General features: G+C 61.3%; 20 protein-coding genes. 12 read left to right on the forward strand and 8 right to left on the reverse strand.

The window, feature by feature from the left end; genetic code table 11:
- Positions 1 to 45 precede the first annotated feature (45 nt).
- Positions 46 to 612 (reverse strand): polyhydroxyalkanoate synthesis repressor PhaR, encoded by a 567-nt coding sequence (gene phaR, locus G3574_RS01820; protein WP_163960287.1) that lies wholly within the window; start codon positions 610 to 612, stop codon positions 46 to 48.
- 239 nt (positions 613 to 851) lie between these two features.
- Positions 852 to 2,564: a class I poly(R)-hydroxyalkanoic acid synthase gene (gene phaC / locus G3574_RS01825; RefSeq protein ID WP_235952890.1), complete on the reverse strand. Its 1,713-nt coding sequence runs from the start codon at positions 2,562 to 2,564 to the stop codon at positions 852 to 854.
- Positions 2,565 to 2,630: 66 nt separating this feature from the next.
- Here phaC and G3574_RS01830 point away from each other — a divergent pair, with 66 nt between their 5' ends.
- Positions 2,631 to 2,936, forward strand: coding sequence for a hypothetical protein (locus tag G3574_RS01830; RefSeq protein WP_163960051.1), 306 nt, complete (start codon positions 2,631 to 2,633; stop codon positions 2,934 to 2,936).
- Positions 2,937 to 3,014: 78 nt separating this feature from the next.
- Here G3574_RS01830 and pgeF read toward each other — a convergent pair whose 3' ends face one another.
- Both pgeF and G3574_RS01840 read right to left on the reverse strand, forming a co-directional pair.
- On the reverse strand, positions 3,015 to 3,782 hold the full coding sequence (pgeF, locus tag G3574_RS01835; RefSeq protein ID WP_163960289.1) for a peptidoglycan editing factor PgeF: 768 nt from the start codon (positions 3,780 to 3,782) through the stop codon (positions 3,015 to 3,017).
- Positions 3,779 to 4,795 carry an RluA family pseudouridine synthase gene (locus G3574_RS01840; protein ID WP_235952892.1) on the reverse strand — a complete coding sequence of 339 codons (1,017 nt, stop codon included), beginning with the start codon at positions 4,793 to 4,795 and terminating at the stop codon, positions 3,779 to 3,781. Before G3574_RS01840 ends, pgeF begins: the two co-directional genes overlap by 4 nt.
- Positions 4,796 to 4,855: 60 nt before the next feature.
- Here G3574_RS01840 and G3574_RS01845 point away from each other — a divergent pair, with 60 nt between their 5' ends.
- Positions 4,856 to 5,659, forward strand: a complete 804-nt coding sequence (locus G3574_RS01845; RefSeq protein ID WP_163960292.1) for an outer membrane protein assembly factor BamD — start codon at positions 4,856 to 4,858, stop codon at positions 5,657 to 5,659.
- Positions 5,660 to 5,719: 60 nt separating this feature from the next.
- Here G3574_RS01845 and yaaA read toward each other — a convergent pair whose 3' ends face one another.
- Positions 5,720 to 6,505 (reverse strand): peroxide stress protein YaaA, encoded by a 786-nt coding sequence (gene yaaA / locus G3574_RS01850; protein ID WP_163960294.1) that lies wholly within the window; start codon positions 6,503 to 6,505, stop codon positions 5,720 to 5,722.
- A gap of 33 nt (positions 6,506 to 6,538) precedes the next feature.
- On the opposite strand from yaaA, the gene G3574_RS01855 reads away from it, so the two are divergent.
- The 3 genes from G3574_RS01855 (at position 6,539) to G3574_RS01865 (ending at position 9,569) form a co-directional block, all read left to right on the forward strand.
- Positions 6,539 to 6,979 carry a putative toxin-antitoxin system toxin component, PIN family gene (locus G3574_RS01855; RefSeq protein ID WP_163960296.1) on the forward strand — a complete coding sequence of 147 codons (441 nt, stop codon included), beginning with the start codon at positions 6,539 to 6,541 and terminating at the stop codon, positions 6,977 to 6,979.
- Positions 6,980 to 7,055: 76 nt separating this feature from the next.
- The gene (locus G3574_RS01860) at positions 7,056 to 8,231 is read left to right on the forward strand and encodes a pyridoxal phosphate-dependent aminotransferase (protein WP_163960298.1); all 1,176 of its coding nucleotides are present in this window, start codon (positions 7,056 to 7,058) and stop codon (positions 8,229 to 8,231) included.
- A gap of 189 nt (positions 8,232 to 8,420) precedes the next feature.
- The gene (locus G3574_RS01865) at positions 8,421 to 9,569 is read left to right on the forward strand and encodes an HD-GYP domain-containing protein (protein ID WP_163960300.1); all 1,149 of its coding nucleotides are present in this window, start codon (positions 8,421 to 8,423) and stop codon (positions 9,567 to 9,569) included.
- A gap of 36 nt (positions 9,570 to 9,605) precedes the next feature.
- Here G3574_RS01865 and G3574_RS01870 read toward each other — a convergent pair whose 3' ends face one another.
- Entirely contained in the window at positions 9,606 to 10,409 is an 804-nt protein-coding gene (locus G3574_RS01870) for a substrate-binding periplasmic protein (RefSeq protein WP_163960302.1), read from the reverse strand.
- Positions 10,410 to 10,666: 257 nt separating this feature from the next.
- On the opposite strand from G3574_RS01870, the gene G3574_RS01875 reads away from it, so the two are divergent.
- A complete protein-coding gene (locus G3574_RS01875) occupies positions 10,667 to 12,085 on the forward strand; it encodes a hypothetical protein (RefSeq protein ID WP_163960304.1) in 1,419 nt (472 codons plus the stop codon).
- Between the two features lie 74 nt (positions 12,086 to 12,159).
- Here the strand turns inward: G3574_RS01875 and G3574_RS01880 are convergent, their stop codons facing one another.
- Positions 12,160 to 12,807 carry a glutathione S-transferase family protein gene (locus tag G3574_RS01880; protein ID WP_163960305.1) on the reverse strand — a complete coding sequence of 216 codons (648 nt, stop codon included), beginning with the start codon at positions 12,805 to 12,807 and terminating at the stop codon, positions 12,160 to 12,162.
- Between the two features lie 96 nt (positions 12,808 to 12,903).
- Between G3574_RS01880 and G3574_RS01885 the strand changes: the two genes are divergently transcribed.
- From G3574_RS01885 to G3574_RS01905, 5 genes are all read left to right on the forward strand, one after another.
- Positions 12,904 to 13,683: an oxepin-CoA hydrolase, alternative type gene (locus G3574_RS01885; protein ID WP_163960307.1), complete on the forward strand. Its 780-nt coding sequence runs from the start codon at positions 12,904 to 12,906 to the stop codon at positions 13,681 to 13,683.
- The gene (locus tag G3574_RS01890; protein WP_163960309.1) at positions 13,680 to 14,405 is read left to right on the forward strand and encodes a histidine phosphatase family protein; all 726 of its coding nucleotides are present in this window, start codon (positions 13,680 to 13,682) and stop codon (positions 14,403 to 14,405) included. The genes G3574_RS01885 and G3574_RS01890 overlap by 4 nt, the downstream gene beginning before the upstream one ends.
- Before the next feature lie 87 nt (positions 14,406 to 14,492).
- The gene (locus G3574_RS01895) at positions 14,493 to 15,557 is read left to right on the forward strand and encodes a phosphotransferase family protein (protein WP_163960310.1); all 1,065 of its coding nucleotides are present in this window, start codon (positions 14,493 to 14,495) and stop codon (positions 15,555 to 15,557) included.
- A gap of 52 nt (positions 15,558 to 15,609) precedes the next feature.
- Positions 15,610 to 16,872 carry an acyl-CoA dehydrogenase family protein gene (locus G3574_RS01900; RefSeq protein ID WP_163960311.1) on the forward strand — a complete coding sequence of 421 codons (1,263 nt, stop codon included), beginning with the start codon at positions 15,610 to 15,612 and terminating at the stop codon, positions 16,870 to 16,872.
- Positions 16,873 to 16,984: 112 nt separating this feature from the next.
- Complete coding sequence (locus G3574_RS01905) at positions 16,985 to 17,677, forward strand: glutathione binding-like protein (RefSeq protein WP_163960312.1); 693 nt, start codon at positions 16,985 to 16,987, stop codon at positions 17,675 to 17,677.
- 77 nt (positions 17,678 to 17,754) lie between these two features.
- Here the strand turns inward: G3574_RS01905 and G3574_RS01910 are convergent, their stop codons facing one another.
- Positions 17,755 to 19,308, reverse strand: a complete 1,554-nt coding sequence (locus G3574_RS01910; RefSeq protein WP_163960313.1) for a DUF5666 domain-containing protein — start codon at positions 19,306 to 19,308, stop codon at positions 17,755 to 17,757.
- Positions 19,309 to 19,454: 146 nt separating this feature from the next.
- Between G3574_RS01910 and G3574_RS01915 the strand changes: the two genes are divergently transcribed.
- Positions 19,455 to 20,108 (forward strand): HugZ family pyridoxamine 5'-phosphate oxidase, encoded by a 654-nt coding sequence (locus G3574_RS01915; RefSeq protein WP_235952901.1) that lies wholly within the window; start codon positions 19,455 to 19,457, stop codon positions 20,106 to 20,108.
- Positions 20,109 to 20,130: the final 22 nt, after the last annotated feature.

The following is a 20,130-nucleotide window of genomic DNA, read 5'->3' on the forward strand; positions in this document are numbered from 1 at the left end:
CGCCTGGACCGAATGGACCAGGCGGGATGCAGGCCGGGGCAGGTGTTATTTCTTCGTCTTGTCGTTCGTGCCAGCGCCCGGGAACGGGAAGCTGCCGAACATGTTCTTGGTCTGGCTCTGCATCTGCTCCTGCATCTGCATGAAGAGGTTCTTGCTCTGCTCGATGTAGTTGCTCATCATGCCTTGCATCATCGGCCCCTGGACGTTCATGAACTGGGTCCACATTTCCTGGCTGAAAGGCTTGCCTTCGTAGAAGCCTTTCGAGCTTTCGGCGAGCTTGTTCTGGATGTCGATGAAGGCCTGGATGTTCTTTTCCAGGTAGGAACCCATCATGCCTTGCATGGCGTGGCCGTAGTAGCGGATGATCTGCGACAGCGCCCCGCTGGAAAACATGGGCGTGCCATTGGCTTCTTCCTCGAGGATGATCTGCAGCAGGATGCTGCGGGTCAGGTCTTCCTCGGTCTTAGCGTCGACCACCGTGAATTCTTCATTCTCGAGGACGAGCTGCTTCACGTCCGCTAGCGTGATGTAGGAACTGGTCTGGGTATCGTACAACCGGCGATTGGGGTACTTCTTGATCAGTCGCTCGGATGCCTTTTTTGTGCTGTTCATTGATGGTTCCCGTCTTTTGCGGCGCAACGCTTTTGTGCCGGATTTCAATGAAGCGAACAGGCGTTCGCTTGTCTCCAACCTTATTATAGTGCGAGAAAACAAATATTTAGCGAGTTTTCGGCACGACCGTGTTGATTTATTGCAATGCAGCCACGCGAAGAAAAAGCCCGGAAATCCGAAGGCGGAATTCCGGGCTTTTCGATGAGAGCTTTTCGGGACAAGCCGTCGGCGGATGAGGCTCAGGCCTTGACCTTCACATAACGGCCGGGCGCCGGCTCGATGGGCTTGTACTTGGCGCTGCCCGGCTTTTTCGGCGCGGGCACCTTCTTGCCGCCGTTCTTTGCGAGGAAGGCGCTCCATTCCGGCCACCAGCTTCCCGGATTTTCCGTCGCGCCCGCAAACCACTCTTCCGCCGTCTTGGCCGGCGCGTCATTGGTCCAGTAGCTGCGCTTCTTGGCGGCCGGCGGATTGATCACGCCCGCGATGTGGCCCGAGGCGCCCAGCACGAAGCGGTTGCGCGCGGGCTTCTTGGGATTCAGGATACTCATCGACTCGTAGGCGGCGGTCCAGGGCACGATGTGGTCCTCGCGGGAGCCATAGATGAAGATCGGCGTATCGATCTTGCCGAGGTCGACCTTTTGCCCGCCCACCGTCAGCTTGCCCGGCTGGCGCAGGTTGTTCTCGAGGTACATGTTGCGCAGGTAGTAGCAGTACATCGGTCCCGGCAGGTTGGTGCTGTCGGAGTTCCAGTACAGCAAGTCGAAGGGCGGCGGCTCCTCGCCCTTCAGGTAATTCGATTTCACGTAGTTCCAGACCAGGTCGTTCGGCCGCAGGCTCGAGAATGTGGATGCGAAGTCGCGTCCCGGCATCAGTCCGCCCTTGCCGATGGTCTGCTCGCGCAGCAGGACCTGGGCATCGTCGACAAAGACGTCGATCACGCCGGTCTCGCGGAAGTCGAGCAAGGTCGTCAGCAGGGTCAGGCTGGAAAGGGGGTTTTCACCGCGCCCGTACAGGATGGAGAGCGCGGTCGAGAGCACCGTGCCGCCGACGCAGAAGCCGAGCGCGTTGATCTGTTCCTGGCCCGAGATTTCCTGGGCCACTTCCAGCGCCTTCAAAGCGCCTTTCTGGATGTAGTCGTCCCAGGTGGTCTTGCCCAGGTCCGCGCCGGGATTGCACCACGAGACGAGGAATACCGTATTCCCCTCTTCCACCGCGTACTTGACGAGCGAGTTGGCGGGCTGGAGATCGAGGATGTAGTACTTGTTGATGCAGGGCGGGACAAGCAGCAGTGGACGCTCGTTGACGGTCTTGGTCAGCGGCTGGTACTGGATGAGCTGGAACAGCTCGTTCTCGAACACCACCGTGCCTTCGGTGGTCGCGACGTTCACCCCGACTTCGAAGGCCGACTCGTCGGTCTGCGAGATGTGCCCCTTCTGCAGGTCCTGCAGCATGTTGGTGATGCCCTTGGCGAGGCTCTCGCCCTTGCTCTCGATGATCTTCTGCTGCGCCTCGGGATTGGTGACGAGGAAGTTCGCGGGCGACATCGCATCTACCAGCTGCTGCACCGCGAAGCGGATCTTCTGTTTCGCGCGGGGCTTGGCTTCGACGGCATCGGCCATGGCGAGCAGGAAGCGCGAGTTCAGCAGGTACACCGCCGCGTTGAAGGCATGCAGCGGGTTGGCCTGCCATACCGGCGCGGAGAAGCGCTTGTCGGCGATCGCGGGAGTCTTCTGCGCCAGCATGTCCTGCCATAGCACGGTGAGCTGCTGCATGTAGTCCTGCTGCAGCTTGCCCAGTTCGGCGGGATCGATGGTCGCGCCCAGGTCGGCCATGGTCTTGGCGATGGGCCCCATGTCCATCTGCGGGGTCTTCATCCAGGACTGCCAGGCGTTGGGATCGGAAAATTGCGCCATCCATGCTGGCGGGGTGGCTTGGGGAGTGAACATGTTCATGCTGGGATCTCTGATTTGGCGTATCGTTACAAGTCGACTTGAATGCTGCAAAAGCCACGTAAGCTTATGTATATCGTTGCCATCGCATGGATGTATGTGGTCCTCATGATGTCGATCACCGAGCACTCGGTGGTCGCCGGCATCGCGACCTTCCTGCTGTATGGCGTCCTCCCGCTTGTGATCATTTTATACTTGATGGGTACGCCGCAGCGCAAACGCAACCGCGTAAAAGCAGAAAAATTACTACGTGAGGAAAAGGCGGCCATGGCGCCATCCGCCCCGCCGGACCAAGACGCGGCGCATCATGGCGAGGAGGCAGGTCCGACCCAACCCGTGGCTGAAAACGGCAAGCCTGGCGTGCCGCCGGCATAAACCGTTACGAGCTCATTCTCACCACGGCCTCACTTCGCTTCCTGGCAGCAATGAATGTTCGCCGATGATGGCGAATTCCTACTTGAGCCAGATCAAGGAGGCCATGCGCCCCGTCACGCGGTCCCGGCGATAGGAATAGAAGCGGGATGCTTCGGTGACCGTGCACCAACCGCCTCCCGAGACGTTGGCGACACCGGCATGGCGCAGCCTCAGTCGTGCCAGCGCATAGATGTCCGCTAGAAATTTTCCTCCGGTTCCGGCGATGGGGCGGAAGGCAGCGTCCGCTTCCGCATGCGCCGCGCGGAATGCCGCCCTGACGTCTTCCCCCACCTCGAAGGCACCAGGCCCGATGGCCGGTCCAAGCCAGGCGACGATCTCGCCGGCGCCTGCATCGCGCATGCGCGCCAACGTATTTTCCAGCACCCCGCCGGATAGGCCGCGCCAGCCGGCATGCGCCGCACCGACCACCCTTCCCTGCACGTCGCTGAACAGGACCGGCAGGCAGTCGGCAGTCTGGATGATGCACACGGCGCCCGGACCGGCCGCGACGCTGGCATCCGCATCGACCGTCGCGCCGGGAGCGATGCCGGCAGCATCCGCCACCCGGCTGCCATGCACCTGGTTCAGCCAGGCGGGTTCGGCGGGGAGATCCTGCCGGAGCAAGGCACGGTTCGCGGCCACCGCCGCGGGATCGTCCTGGACGTGGGTGCCGAGGTTGAAGCCGCCGCTGCCATCCAGCGCCGCATACGGTCCGCGGCTGACGCCGCCGCTGCGCAGCGTGGAGATGGTACCCACCCCGGGCGGCAAGGCGGGCCAGTCGATGTCGAGGTAGCGGCCGCGATTCATGCCGATTCCGCCGGATCGATGCGGGCCGACTGCAGCAGCGCCAGCATGTCGTCGGGAAGCGGCGCCTCCCATTCCTTGTGCTTGCCGGAACGTGGATGATCGAGCCCGAGGCGGAAGGCATGCAGGGCTTGCCGGTGGAAGGCGCCCGCGAGATGGCTCTTGCCATAGAGCTGGTCACCCACCAGCGCGAAGCCGATGGAAGCCATGTGGACGCGGATCTGGTGGGTACGCCCGGTCTCGAGGCGGCAGCGCAGCAGGCTGACCGGCTTGCCGTCGATGCTCCCGGACGCGACGCGCTCGTAATGGGTGACCGCCGGCTTGGCGCCGTGGTGATCCGAGACCGCCATCTTGACGCGATCGCGCGGATGACGGCCGATGGCTGCCTCGATGCGGCCGCTGATCTGCGGCTGGCCCCAGACCAGCGCCAGGTATTCGCGCTTGACGGTGCGCGCCTGAAGCTGGCGGACCAGGTCGGTCTGGGCCTCGATGGTCTTGGCCACGACCATCAGGCCGCTGGTTTCCTTGTCCAGCCGGTGCACGATGCCGGCGCGCGGCACGGCGGCGATCGCCGGGACGTGATGCAGCAAGCCGTTGAGCAAGGTGCCGGACCAGTTGCCGGCGGCCGGATGCACGACCAGTCCGGCCGGCTTGTTGATGACGAGGATGGAGGCGTCCTCGTGGAGAATGTCCAGCGTCATCGCCTCTGCATTGAAGGCCTGGTCCTCTGGCACCGTCTGCGGCGCCACGGTCAGCACTTCGTCGCCCAGCGCGGTGGTCTTGGGCTTCACCGGCTGGCCGTCCACGGTCACGTGGCCGGATTCCATCCATTGCTGGAGCCGGCTGCGCGAATACTGGGGTGCCAGCATGGACAGGGCCTTGTCCATGCGCAGCCCGCAATGCTCGGGCCCGAGCGCCAGCACCAGCGTTTCGCCGCCGGGGGCGTCATCGTCGTCGTTCAGGGCAAGGTCGTTGTCGGGAAGGGTTTTCTGCAAATTCGGATTTTCGTCTGGCATCGATGCAAGTTCCATCAGCTATAATCGGTCTCTTGTTCAGATGTATTCTTGCAAAACGTCATGCAAAAAAGATCGTTGAAGTTCCTCGCCCCCGCCCTGGCAATGGCCATCGTGTTGTCCGGATGCGGCCTGCTGCCGGACAAGGCCGACGAGACGAGGGACTGGTCAGCCTCGAAATTATACTCGGAGGCCCGTGACGAACTGTCGACCGGAAGCTACGACAAGGCAATCCAGTACTTCGAGAAGCTGGAAGCGCGCTATCCCTTCGGCACCTATGCCCAGCAGGCGCAGATGGAAATCGCCTACGCCTACTACCGCCAGTCCGATTCGCCGCAGGCCCTGGCCGCGATCGAACGCTTCATCAAGCTGCATCCGAACCATCCGAACGTCGACTACATGTACTACCTGCGCGGTCTGGTGAATTTCAATGACAGGCTCGGCTTCTTCGACTTCATCGTCCGGCAGGACCCGAGCGAACGCGATCCGAAGGCGGCCCGCGAAGCCTTCGATTCCTTCCGCCTGCTTGCCGAGCGCTTTCCCGACAGCATCTACGCCAAGGACGCCATCGCGCGCATGAAGTACCTGGTGAACGCCCTGGCGCAGTATGAAGTGCATGTGGCGAGCTACTATTACCGGCGCGGCGCCTACCTGGCGGCGGCCAACCGGGCCCAGACCGCGCTGGTGGAGTATCGCGAGGCGCCGGCCGTCGAGGAAGCCCTGTCCGTCATGGTCCGTTCCTACGATGCGCTCGGCATGACCGACCTGCGCGAAGACGCCAAGCGCGTGCTGGACAAGAACTTTCCGAACAGCGTCTACCTGCGCGGCGGCCCCGACCGCAGCGGCCCCTGGTGGAAGATCTGGTAAGCCGCCACGCGGGTGTCCGCTACGACCATCCGCAGGCGCGCTAAGGCAAGCCCTTGGAATTCAATCCCCGGTCCGGCGCCGGAATACCCAGACGGCGTCGCTCGATGCCTCCGCGTCGAACGCATAACCGTCTTCGCTGAATTCCTTCAGCTTCGCCGGCTGGCTGATGTTGTTGACCGCCGCATGGCGCGCCATGAGTCCGCGCGCCCGCTTGGCGAAGAAAGAAATCACCTTGTACCTGCCGTTTTTCCAGTCCTCGAAGACCGGCGTGATGACGGGGGCATCCAGTAGGCGCGGCTTGACGACCTTGAAGTATTCTTCGGAAGCGAGGTTGACCAGCACCTTGCCGCGCTTGCCCTTCTGCGATGCCAGCGCCGCATTGATCGCCTGCGTGACCTGGTCGCCCCAGAAGGTGTACAGATCCTTGCCGCGCCCATTGGCGAGCCGGGTACCCATCTCCAAGCGGTAGGGTTGCATGAGGTCGAGCGGGCGCAACACGCCGTACAGGCCGGAGAGGATGCGCACCGAGGATTGAAGATAAGCAAGCTGCTTCGGACTCAGCGATGGCGCCTGCAAGCCGTCGTAGACGTCGCCGTCGAAGGCAAGGACCGCCTGCTTGGCATTATTGGATGTGAAGCGCCGCGACCAGGAAGCAAAACGCGCGACGTTCAGCGTCGCGATGCTGTCAGAGACGTCCATCAGGCTGGCGACGTCGGCGGCCGACAGCTTTCGCAGGACCTCGATCAGTTCCGCGGCCTGGGGGATGAATTCCGGCAGGGTTTTCTCATCGGTGACCGGCGGCGTGTCGTAGTCCAGGGTCTTGGCGGGGGAAAGTACGATCAGCATGCAGCAAAAGAAGAATTCGATTAACAGCCAGCAATGATACCGAAACGCATCGTCATCGACACGAACGTCTGCCTCGACCTCTTCGTCTTCCACGACCCGCGCTGGTCCGCCCTCCTCCTCGCCTTGCACGAACGCCGGGTCGAAGCCGTGACCCGGGACGACTGCCGCGACGAATGGCGCGCCGTCCTGCACTATTCCCACCTGCCTCTGGATGACCGGTCGCGCCCCGTGGCGGATGCCGAATTCGCCGCCCTGATCCAGGTCATCGGACGCCAGGATCTTGTCCCGCGCGTCGACGTGGTCCTGCCGAAGTGCAAGGACACCGACGACCAGAAATTCCTCGAAATTGCGCGCGATGCCGGCGCGGAAGTGCTCATCACCAAGGACAAGGCCCTGCTCAAGCTTGCCAAGCGGACGGCCAGGGCCGGCCTGTTCCAGATTCTGCCGCCGGAGAAATGGACTCCGCCGGTTTGACGCATGGCCGCACCACGCCTGCATCCACCATCGAATCGGCTCTACAATGTCGGTTTTGCCATCCAGGTTGAACCGCATGAACGCCCCTCTTCCCGCTCAGACTCCCACATTGGCATCCCGGCTTCCCAAGGTCGGCACGACCATCTTCACCGTCATGTCGGCGCTGGCCGCGGAAAAGGGCGCGGTCAACCTCGGCCAGGGCTTCCCGGATTTCGATTGCGACCCGGCACTGGTCGATGCCGTCACCGGCGCCATGCGGGCGGGCCTGAACCAGTATCCGCCCATGACCGGCATCCCGGCTTTGCGGGAAGCGATCTCGGCCAAGGTGTCCGCGCTTTACGGCCATCGCTATGATCCTGCGACCGACATCACCGTCACCGCCGGCGCCACACAGGGCATCCTGACCGCCATCCTGTGCTGCGTGCATCCCGGCGACGAAGTGATCGTCATCGAACCGGTCTACGACAGCTACGTGCCGGCCATCGACATGGCGGGCGGCGTGCCGATGTTTGTGCAGATGGAAGTCGGGCCGGACGGCTACAGCGTCCCATGGGATCGCGTCGCCGCGGCCGTGACGCCTCGCACACGGGCCATCATGATCAACTCTCCGCACAATCCCACCGGCTCCATCCTGCGGAGCGCCGACCTCGATGCGCTCGCCGGCATCCTCCGCGGCACCAACATCCTGCTTATTTCGGACGAGGTGTACGAACACATGGTCTATGACGGCCAGCAGCATGAATCCGTCTGCCGCCATCCCGAACTCGCGGCGCGCGCTTTCGTCATTTCCAGCTTCGGCAAGACCTACCATGTGACCGGCTGGAAGATCGGCTACGTCGCCGCGCCTCCGCCGCTGATGGCGGAATTCCGCAAGGTCCACCAGTTCAACGTCTTCACCGTCAATACCCCGGTGCAGCACGGCATCGCGCAATACATGCGCGACCCCGCGCCCTACCTCCAGCTCGCCGGCTTCTACCAGGCCAAGCGCGACCTGTTCCGGGAAGGGCTGGCAGGCAGCCGCTTCAAGCTGCTTCCTTCCGACGGCACGTACTTCCAGTGCGTCGATTACTCCGCCATCTCCAGCCTCCCCGAGGCCGAGTTCGCGACCTGGCTGACCAGCGAGGTCGGCGTCGCCGCGATCCCGGTATCAGCCTTCTACAGCAAGCCGCGGGAGTCGGGCATCGTTCGCTTCTGCTTCGCGAAAAAGGATGACACGCTGCGGCAAGCATTAGGACGCCTTGCAAGCTTGTAAATATTTCTTGGCGTTCACACTTTTTGGTTGCACAATAAAAAGGCAAGGAGAATCCGGCTCCCGAGCCAGCTTAAGCAACCTAAACGGTCGCATATCGCAATGATCCTGCCCGCCGCGCGCCATCCGCAAGGATGGCGCGCGGCGGGCCAGTTCTGACTTGGGCGCGGCAACCCGTTACGAGGGGGGACGATGTTCGATCAGAGACGCATCAGCTTGGCGGATATTGCCATCGGCGAACCATTGCCGTGGGATGTCTACGGAGAGGGAAATCGGCTGCTGCTCAAGCGTGGCCAGGTTATCGTGAGCATGCGGCAGGCGGAAAGCCTGCTGTCGCGCGGCCTGTTCATCCATGCCGACGAGCAGGAAAAAGGCGCCCAGCCAAAACAGGAACAGCGTGCCGGCGCCAAGGCCGAGCAGCCCTCCGCCCTGCGCTTCATCAACCTCGCCACGAAACGCCTGGAACGCGTTCTCTACAACTTCGCCAGCGAGGAAAACGTCCAGGCCAAGGTGCTGGAAGTCGTGAAGGCGCTCGGTTACGCAGGAACGGTGAATGCGGATGTCTGCCTCGCCGCCATGCTGCTCAACCAGGGCAGTTCGAGCTACGCCGTCCGGCATGGCGTGGATAGCGCGCTGCTTGCCCGGCAGGTGGCGCGCGCCATGAACAAGACCGAGCGGGAAGTCGAGGACATCATGGCGGCCTGCCTGACGATGAACATCGGCATGCTGCGCCAGCAGGACCAGTTCCAGGCGCGCACCGAGCCGCTCGGCCCGAAGGACGCCGAACTCGTCAGGAACCATCCTGCCGAAAGCGTCCGGATGCTCCGCCAGGCCGGGATTGACCGTCCCGATTGGCTGGAATTCGTCCTCCTGCATCACGAACTCGACAACATCCAGCCCAGCGTGGAAGGCGGGATCCGAGAAATTCCCCAAAATGCCAAGATCGTCTCGCTGGCCGACCGCTACACCGCCTCGGTCACGACGCGGAAATACAAGAAAACCTTGCTGCCGGCGATGGCGTTGCGGGATGTGTTCATGAAGAACGGAACGCCGAGCGACCCGACGCTGGCCGCCTACTTCGTGAAGGAACTCACCACCTATCCGCCGGGCTCGCTGGTGAAATTGCAGAGTGGTGAAGTGGGCGTCGTCACGCGCCGGGGCAAGTCGTCCACTACGCCGACGGTGCATGCCTTTCTCGGGCCGCGCGGCGCGCCCTTGTCCTATCCGATCGCCCGCGACACGAGCAAGGACCTTTACCTGATTCGCGGCGCGATCCCCGGTGATGCGGCCGCCCTGTGCTTCAGCCTGCAGCAACTATGGGGAAGCGACGCAGCGCTTTGAGGTCCTGAAGTAGTTTCCCTCACGATTGCAGGCTAGTCAGTAGACGGAGCGAACCTCGCGCAGCTTGTTCCAGAAACGCTCCGCGAAATCACGGTAGTCGTCATAGAACTGCCTGGAAAAGCCGAGGTAGTAGTAATTGTCGGAGAGCGGTACCGGCAGCACTTCCACGGTCCTGTGGTATTTGCCGGCGACGAGCACGGCCACATCATTTTCATAGCCCGCCATCAGGTCCACGCGCCGGCTCGCCAGCCTCGCCAGGTTCTGCTCGTCAGTGCGGCCGGCTTCGTCGGGTACCGCACGACCGCGCTTGACGGCCTCTATCATGGCATCCGTGCCGGATGCCACCGCGACAGGCAGGCTGACATTCACGAAATTGCGGCCGTTCCAGTCCGCCCGGCTATCGAAACGCCGCGCCAGCACGATGCGCGCCGAACCCAGCGCGCGGCTGCTGTCCGTCTTCGCGCCCTTCATCGGCAGCGCCATGGTGCCCTGGTTGCGCACCGAATCGCTTGCGCCGATCAGGGCATCCACCTCGCCCTGTTTCAGGTATTCCTTGCATTGCGACCATGGCGCGATCGTGGTTTCGACATGCGCTCCCAAGCCTTGCGCTGCTGCCGAAACGATACGCTGGAAGGTCCCGGGCAAGTCCGGATCCGGACTGGTGAACGGCATCCAGGGCCGCTCGTCGACGCACACCCGCACCGTCATTCCGATGCCATGCGCCGGCGCGTGCACGCCGGCCAGCAACCAGAACATCAACATCAGGCACAGGAAGAATTCCCTGTGCACTCCATCGCCCAATGCACGCGCCTGCCGCCCGGCTTGCATGATCGTTTCCATTTTCCTTCTCCCTGGCCGATGCAACGTCATGGCGAATTTTTTTGATGATCCATGACATTAATCAAGATAGGAGAAAAATTATTAATGGCAACAAATTTTTTCGCGATTTCGGAAATGAATTTCTATCAACAAGGTGAGGATTAATTAATTTTTCATTTGGGCATTGAACGGCGTGGCTAAGCTCGCAACGAAATCCTGGAACGGGCCTTCGCGCGGCGTGGTGAAGGCGGAAGAATTTCTCATTGAAGGGAATGGCGATGGCACCGACTAATCACATTGCATCTGGCTCCAGTGTTGATGCTGCTAGCATGGGACCAGCAGCTTCTCGACCTCAGAAACAGGTTCAATTACCCGACATCAAAGACGCTTATGAAAAACTGCATCCTCTTACAGGAGAGCCTTCGACGGATTGGCATTCGTTCGCGCCGGAAGATGTGAGCCTTCATGATATCGATACGCTCAGAAAAGAGCTAACCGACGCTTTCCCTCCTCCCGATTCGTGGGAAATGGCCGCTATCGAGAAGGGCCAGACGACCATCCTCATCTACAACACATCCTTTAAGTCCCAAGGTACAGATGATCTGAAGGCGGCGAAGATTGAGGGTGGAACTGTCTCGCATAATGGTTGGGAAACCGTTTCGGCAGGGAGCAGAATAGAAGCGGACATCAACAAAATGCTCCAACAAGGATGCAGCAAACGCGTCAACACAAGTGCGTCTGAAGAGTCATACGCACCCCCTTCTGATGATCCGTCCGATGACTCTGAAGCATTGGAGACTATTGCGCTTCATCATTCCCCTCAAATCGCTGCCCTTCAAGATTTAAACGAAATTTCTCCAGCGGTGGATTTTGAGGATAAGTCAGCCAGTGGCCCTGATCCTAAAGCACCGTCGCCGCTAGTCCTGACTATCAACGGGAGTAATGCCAAACAAAAATCAGATTCAGCAGTGAAGCAGGAAACTGAAGCACGGCCAGGTCAAAACGCCATCGTCTCGCAGGTCGGCGTCAAGGTTTATCTGTGCGCGCCTCCTGGGAATGCGGATTCGACTTCCGAAAAAATTAATCGCAATAAGTCTGAATTGAGTTCTTTCATTCGCAACTTTCCAGAATTCAAAACGGATCGGTCTGGCACCAACTCATCTCAGCCTGTATCAACGTCCGCTGTTTCGTCGTCTAGGGAAATTTCCACCTTGGAGACGAAAAACCGCGTCAAGATGCTTCAAGTGAAAAGGGATGCTTTCAACGCCGATGTCGAGGTGCAAATCAAATCCGAAAAAGCGGATCACGCCAGTCGGATGAACAAGCTTGACACTAAATTACTTAAAGGGATTGGGTTGACAGAAGACCTGAAGCAGGCCCTCTGCAATGAAGAAATTAAGAATCAGGCCTACGGCAAAGCCATCTTGGCTTATCAAAATTGGCAACTAGAAAAAAATGCTAAGACTAAGCAAGAATTCATTAACACCTTCATTACCTGCAAAGATGAAAATCTAATCAATGAAGGCAAGGTTCCAGCATTTCATCTTAAGTACTACAGAAACAACCCGGTATTTGACGCTCCGCCAAAACATAGCGACAGTAGCTATAAGGAAATTTTGTATCGCCGCTTTCTCGGAAAATTTGAGGAAGCCGCAAAAGAAGTCGTGGCCTCGGCGAAGGCAAGCCTGCAGAAGTAGCTGGAAACATCTCGACTTTGCAGGCCCAGCGTCCAACTTTCAGGTCGAACGCTGGGCATCTTCGCCTTGTCCCGTCATTTCCCCCTATTGGCCATCATCTCCTGATTCGCCTTGCGGTCCGCATTCACCTTCTGCGCAGCCGGCCGCTCGCTCACCATCTTCACATACTCCCGCACCGGCAAGCCGGCGAGCATGTCCTCCCCATACACCGCCTTGGTGGCCATGCTCACCAGCGGCAAATGCACCATCGCCACGCAATCGGCCATGGTGAACGCATCCCCCGCGATGTAAGGCCCGAACTTCGCCAGCTTGGTGAAGGCCGCGATGTTCCGCGTCAGCAGCTTGCGCGTGCGTTCGCGCACTTCATCGCTGGCCTTGCTGCCGAAGAAGGCTTCGCCATAGACTTCCCGCGCGACCAGTTCGAGATGCAGTTCCATGAAAGTGATGAGTTCGCGCACCTTGGCCGCGGCGAAGGAATCTGCCGGCAGCAAGGGCTTTTCCGGATAGGCCGATTCGATGTAGTCCATGATGACCTGCGATTCGATCAGGCGGCCCTGCTCGGTTTCGATGAACGGAACCTTGCCCAGCACCGAGCGCTCGAGCAGCGCCGGGGAACGGTCGGCCCAGACGAGTTCTTCCTCGAAGGGCACGCCCTTTTCGAGCAGGGCGAACTTGACCTTGTTGTAGTAGTTGCTGACGGCAAAGCCGCAAAGTTTGAGCATGGGATGTCTCCTGGTTGTGATATGCGACGCGGTCGCGGTCCTGAGTGGAAATTTCGGCAATAATACCGCTCTGAACCCAACTACACCACTTCCACCATGGCTGCCGAGCTCCAGGCGTCCCGGCAGGACGCCACCCTGATCCTCACCCTTTCCAACCCGGGCGCGAAGAACGCCTTGCATCCCGACATGTACGGCGCGGCCATCGAGGCGCTGACCACCGCCGAGCGCGACGACTCGGTGCGCGCCGTCGTGATCACCGGCGCCGACAAGTTCTTCTGTGCCGGCGGCAACCTGAACCGGCTGCTGGAAAACCGCAGCAAGGACCCGTCTGTGCAGGCCGATTCCATCGACCAGCTGCATGGCTGGATCGATGCCATCCGCGATTGTCCCAAGCCCGTCATCGCCGCCGTCGACGGCGCGGCGGCCGGGGCGGGATTCTCGCTCGCGCTTGCCAGCGACCTCATCGTTGCCGGAAGCTCGGCGAAGTTCGTGATGGCCTATGTGCGCGTGGGACTGACGCCTGACGGCGGCGCCTCCTGGTTCATTTCGCGCGCCCTGCCGAGGCAACTTGCAATGGAAATCCTGATCGAAGGCAAACCGGTGCTTGCGCCGCGGCTGTATGAACTTGGCGTGGTGAACCGCGTCGTGCCCGACGGCACCGCGCTCGACGTCGCCTTGCAGTGGGCCGAGGAATTGTCTGCCCTGTCACCGAATGCGGTCGAGCGCATCAAGGCCCTGAACCAGGAAGCGCAAAACAATTCGCTGACGCAGCACCTCGAAGCCGAGAAGCGCAGCTTCGTCGAAAGCCTGCATCACCGCGATGCCCAGGAAGGCATCGGCGCCTTCCTCGAAAAACGAAAGCCCCACTACAAATGACCGCACATCAACGACGCCGCATCTACCTCATGCGTCACGGCAACGTGACCTACTTCGACCAGCAAGGCAAGCCCTTCCTGCCCGAGCAGGTGCCGCTCAATGAACTCGGACGCGAGCAAGCCACCGCCGCTGGCCAGATTTTTGCCGCAGAAGGAATCCGCTTCGACAAGGTGATCGTTTCCGGCTTGCCGCGCACGGTCGAGACGGCAACGCGCGTCTTGATGGCGACCGGCCAGGACATTCCACTCGAGGTGCAGGAAGACCTGGTCGAACTGCGCGGCGGCAAGCTGTCGGCGATCCCCGACGAAGATCTCCGGGAAGCCTTCGTCGGCGCCTTCGATGGCGTCGTTCCCGAACAGAAGCAGTTTCTTGGTGGCGAAAGCATCGGCCAGCTCATGGACCGCGTTCATCCCGCGATCGACAGGCTGCGCGCCGACAAAAGCTGGGACACGGTGCTTCTCGTGCTGCACGGCGGCGTCAATCGCGCGATTCTCTCTTACGCCCTCACGAATCAACGCATCTACCTCGGCAATCTGGCGCAGACCGCGGGCTGCATCAATGCCATCGACGTCGGCGAGCAGCAGGCCGACTGGGTGGTGCGGGTCATGAATTTTTCCGCGATATCCACCCTGCAGGGCGAGTCGCGCCACACCACCATGGAAGTCCTGCTCGAGCAGTACATGAAATCGCGCGGGCTGCGGAAAGGGGAAAAAGAAAAATAAGGCCCGCATCGCGGCAAAATAGTACGGTCGTACACTTATGTTGTAGAATGGTCCGGATCCCCTGCCCTAACCAACCAAGGAGACGAGATGTACGAGGAATACATGGGCACGCGCCCGGTGTCGGAACGCCAGAAGTTCGACGTCGCCGCGCTAGAGAACTACATGCGCGAGCATGTGCCGGGCTTCGCCGGGAACCTGAGCATCGAGCAGTTCAAGGGCGGGCAATCCAACCCGACATTCAAGCTCACCGCCGGCGACCAGCGCTACGTGCTGCGCACCAAGCCCGGCCCGGCCGCCAAGCTGCTTCCGTCGGCGCACGCCATCGACCGCGAATTCCGCGTCATGAATGCGCTCAACAAGGCCGGCTTTCCCGCGGCGAAACAGTTCGCGCTCTGCCAGGACGAGTCCATCATCGGCCGCGCCTTCTACATCATGGATTTCGTCGATGGCCGCGTGCTCTGGGACCAGTCCCTGCCGGGCATGAGCCCCGAGCAGCGCGCCGAAATCTATGACGAGATGAACCGCGTCATCTCGCAGCTCCACACCATCGATTACAACGCCATCGGCCTCGGCGACTACGGCAAGCCGGGCAACTACTTCGCGCGCCAGATCGACCGCTGGACCAAGCAGTACCGCGCCTCCGAGACCGAAAAGATCGAGGCCATGGACAAGCTGATCGACTGGCTGCCGGCCAACATTCCGCCTGGCGACGACACAAGCATCGTGCACGGCGACTACCGCCTCGACAACATGATCTTCCATCCCACCGAGCCGCGCGTGCTCGCGGTGCTCGACTGGGAATTGTCGACGCTCGGCCATCCGCTCGCCGACTTCTCGTATCACTGCATGAGCTGGCACATTCCCCAGGGCCAGTTCCGCGGCATAGGCGGCCTCGACCTCGAATCGCTCGGCATTCCGAGCGAGGACGCATACATCGCGAAATACTGCGAGCGCACGGGCAAGACCATCCGCAAGGAAGATTTCAATTTCTACCTGGCGTACAACATGTTCCGCATGGCCGGCATCCTGCAGGGCATCATGAAGCGCTATGTGGATGGCACCGCGTCCAGCGAACAGGCGCTGAAGTCCGGACAGGCGGCGCGCCCGATGGCGGAAATGGGATGGCGCTACGCATCCGGCCAGGCCGGCTGATACCAGGCCTGGACAAGACCAAGGCAAAGCAACTCACACATAAGGAGACGACATGGAATTCGAATATTCTGACCGCTGCAAGGACCTGCAGCAGCGCCTGCTGCGCTTCATGGATGAGCACATCTACCCCAACGAAAAAGCCTTCGACGAAGAAGTCGACCGCAACGGCCGCGAGAAAGGCAACCGCTGGATTCCGACGCAGCTGATCGAAGACCTCAAGCCGAAGGCGCGCGCCGCCGGGCTGTGGAACCTGTTCCTGCCGAAATCGGCACGCGCGCCGGAAGGCTTGTCCAACCTCGACTATGCGCCGCTGTGCGAAATCATGGGACGCGTGCCCTGGGCGCCGGAAGTCTTCAATTGCGCCGCGCCCGACACCGGCAACATGGAAACCATCGAGCGCTACGGCACGGAAGAGCACAAGAAGCAGTGGCTCGAGCCCTTGCTGCGCGGCGAGATCCGTTCCGCCTTCGCCATGACCGAACCGGCCGTCGCTTCCTCTGACGCGACCAACATCGAAACCCGCATCGAGCGCCAGGGCGACGAATACGTCATCAATGGCCGCAAGTGGTGGATCTCCGGCGCGGGCGATCCGCGCTGCAAGATCTTCATCCTGATGGGCAAGACCGATCCGGAGGCGCCGCGCCATTCGCAGCAGTCGATGATCCTCGTGCCGACCGACACCAAGGGAGTGACCATCAAGCGTCCGCTGCCGGTCTTCGGCTACGATGACGCGCCGCACGGCCATTGCGAGATCCTGTTCGAAAACGTGCGCGTACCGGCGTCGAACATCCTGCTCGGCGAAGGACGCGGCTTCGAGATCGCCCAGGGCCGCCTCGGCCCAGGCCGCATCCACCACTGCATGCGCGCCATCGGCGTGGCGGAACGCGCGCTCGAACTCATGTGCAAGCGCCTGAACGACCGCGTGGCCTTCGGCAAGCGCGTTTCCGAGCAGAGCGTCTGGCACGAGCGCATCGCCGAGTCGCGCATCCGCATCGATACCGCGCGCCTGCTGACGCTGAAGGCCGCCTACATGATGGATACCGTGGGCAACAAGCACGCCAAGGCGGAGATCGCGATGATCAAGGTGCTCGCGCCCAACGTCACCCAGCAAGTGCTCGACTGGGCGATCCAGGCCTATGGCGCGGGCGGCGTCTGCGACGACTTCCCGCTCGCCGGCCAGTGGGCGGGCAACCGCACGCTACGCATCGCGGACGGTCCGGATGAAGTCCACCGCAATGCCATCGCCAAGCTGGAACTCGCCAAGCACATGGCGATTCCCAAGGCGGAGCAGGAATTGCCGATCACGCGCTCCTGATGCCGATCTGAACTTCCTTGCGCGCGCGATTCTCCCGCGCGCAAGGCAGGGACGACCGAACTTATGCATAATCGATCGTCGGCGTCCCTGCCCATAAGAAGAAGGAGAATCCATGATCGATGTGTATTCCAGCGCAACGCCCAACGGCCACAAGGTGCATATCCTGCTGGAGGAATGCGGATTGCCTTACCGGCTGCATTACGTGAACATCGGCGCCGGCGACCAGTTCAAGCCGGACTTCCTGGCAATATCCCCCAACAACAAGATTCCCGCGATCGTCGACCCGGACGGTCCGGACGGCAAGCCCATGGCGCTGTTCGAGTCCGGCGCCATCCTCGTCTACCTCGCAAGCAAGGTCGGCAGGTTTCTGGGCGCGTCTGATCGCGACAAGTTCAACACGCTGCAATGGCTGATGTTCCAGATGGGTGGCGTCGGCCCCATGCTGGGCCAGGCGCATCATTTCCGCATTTACGCGCCGGAAAAGATCGACTACGCCATCAACCGGTACACCAACGAAGCGAAGCGGCTGTACGGCGTCATCGACAAGCAGCTCGTCGATCACCCCTGGCTGGCGGGCGAGGAATACACCATCGCGGACATCGCCACCTTTCCCTGGCTGCGCTCATGGAAGAACCAGGGCGTGGAGATCGATGAATTTCCGCACCTGAAGGAATGGTTCGACCGCATCGCCGCGCGGCCTGCGGTCGTCAAGGGCGTGGCGGCATTCGCGGATGTGCACAAGCCGCTCACCGACGACAAGTCGCGTGAAGTCCTGTTCGGCAAGACCCAGTACGAGAAACGATGAGATGGTGGGATGCCTTGCCGCGGGCAAGGCTTGCGACGGCACCCTCGTTGCTGCCGAGGGATGCCGCCGCGGAGGACTTACTTCACCAGCTTGATCTTCGTTGCGCGGAACACGCCGCCGGAAACCACGCCTTCGATCACGACCGTCTTGCCGGAAAGCGCTGCCTGCTCGACATTCACGAAGAGCGTGCCGCTGGTCCACTGCACGGTGACGCTCTCCGTGCCGCTGCCAATGGTCAGGGTCTTGGCAACGAGATCGACCTTCACCACGAGTCCGCTGCGCGCCTGGATGGTCACGTTTTCCTGGGGCGTTTCGCATTTCACCTGCGTCGCTGCCAGCTTGCCGCCGGTCGCCAGCTTGCCTTCGACTTCGACCTGGACGTTGTTCGCCAGCGCGGTCGTTCCGCAGGTGACCTTCGCGTTGCTGGCATCGACCTGGACGTCCCGCACCGTGAAGTCCGCGTTCGACTTGAAGTTCAGGATCGTGCCGTGCAGCTCGACGTCGCCGATTCCTTCCGTCTCCAGCGTGCGCAGCGTAATGGTCTGTGCCTTCAGGCTGCCGTTCGCCTGGAAAGTCCCCTTGACGCGCACATAGGCCCCATCCTTCAGGTCGGCGAATGTCTTGCCGGCCTGGTCAAAGGTGGCCGACGATGCATCGATGCTGATGCCATCGATCACGAAGGTCTTGGCCGTGGGATCGAGTTTCGCGATTGCACCGCCAAGCTGGAAGTCCATGCTCTGGTTCTCGGACTTGCGGTCGCGGATCTTGATCTTCGTGGCGTTGGCGGTGGTAACCTGCGCCGGAGAGGCGGTCGCGGTGGTGGTGCCGGTGGTGGTGCCGGTCGTCGTCGTGGTGCCAGTGCTGCCCGTGGTCGTCGTCGTTGCCGGCGCCGTCGTCACCGCGTTCTGCGGGATCCAGATCGCCACTTCCTGTCCCTCGGCCAGCGTCATCGAGGCCGGAGTGACATTCGCATTGCCGTAGTTCACCACGAGGTCATTGATCTTGAAGGTCTTCGCGCTCGCCGACAGGGACGACACGATGCCGCGCAGTACGCTCGCTTCCGCCGAAACCTTCTTCTCGATGCGCGTGGCCTGGATGACCGTCTTGCCGGCGCTATCCGTTTTCGCCAGTCCATGGACTTCGACTTGGTCATTGAGGGCAACGTCGGCCAGCTTGGCATAGGGATCGCCGAAGACCGTCACGGGACCGAGGCTGGCATCGGTGTTGATCCTGATGTTCTGGCCCAGCACCGTCAGGGTACCCGCGCTGCCGTCGACGGCGCTGACGGCCCCTTCCACCTGCGATTCCACGCGGATGAGCCGCGCCGCGAGGCTGGCATCATTTTCCACCATGACGTGCTGTCCCAGCTTGAGTTCCTGGCTCGCGATGCTGCCGTCGGCATTTTCCTTGCCGGCGGTGACGTTGCGGTCGTCCACCCGCTTGCCATCGACGAAGATGCTGCCGAAACCGGTGACGGTGCCGGACATGAATGAATCCGCGAGCACGGTCGAGGCTGCGGGCGTGTTGCTTGCGGCGCTTGCCGAATCGCCGCCACCGCCGCCGCAGGCTGACATGATGAGGGCTGCGCAGGCCGCCGCGATGAGAGAGTACTGGATAGGATGCTTGTTCATGCTGCCCTCCTTGGCATAATCGATGAAGTGTTCTGTGATGACACGCTGGACTGGGCAAAGTGTAATCATGCAATTTCTGCGTGTTGCCATATGTCATCAGCTGTTACACACAATGCACTCCGTAACACATTCGCAAGGAATCCGACTTGTCCAAGCCCACACTCGAAACCGCGCTGCACCTACTGCATTCCTGCGAATCCGGCGCCCTTGCCACCCATTCGCAGCAGGTGCCAGGCTATCCATTCGCCACCGTCCTTCCCTACGCGCCGACAGCGCTCCATGAACCGCTTTTCCTGATGAGCGGCCTTGCTGAGCATGCACGCAACCTCAAGGCCGACCGGCGCGCCAGCCTGCTGGTCGCCGCCCCCGGCACGCAAGACGTGCTGGAATCCGCGCGCATGACCATGGTGGGCGAAATCGAATTCCTCGACAGGTCGGAAGCATTGGCCGCACGCTATCTGCGGTACCGGCCCGAAGCCGAATCCTACCTCGCGCTTGGCGACATGTTCTTTTGCGTGCTTCGGCCCCGTCGCATCCGTTTCATCGGTGGGTTTGCAAGGATGGGATGGCTGGACTTCGCGGAAACGCCGCCTGCATTGACGATCACGCCGGAACGCGAAGCCTCCGTGATCGCGAGTGCAAAGATTCCGCCGGCAGTCCTCCTGCTAGGCATCGATGCGTATGGCATCGACATGCACCGTGCCGGCCACCGGGAACGGATCAGCTTTTCCACGCCGGCAGGCGACGACCTCGAAGCTTGCGTAGCAACTGCCTTGGCTAGCATCCGCGGACGCGCCTGAAAATTGCCAATTTGATGCGGTT

The sequence above is a fragment of the Noviherbaspirillum galbum genome, assembly GCF_010974945.1.
GTDB lineage: Bacteria > Pseudomonadota > Gammaproteobacteria > Burkholderiales > Burkholderiaceae_D > Noviherbaspirillum > Noviherbaspirillum galbum.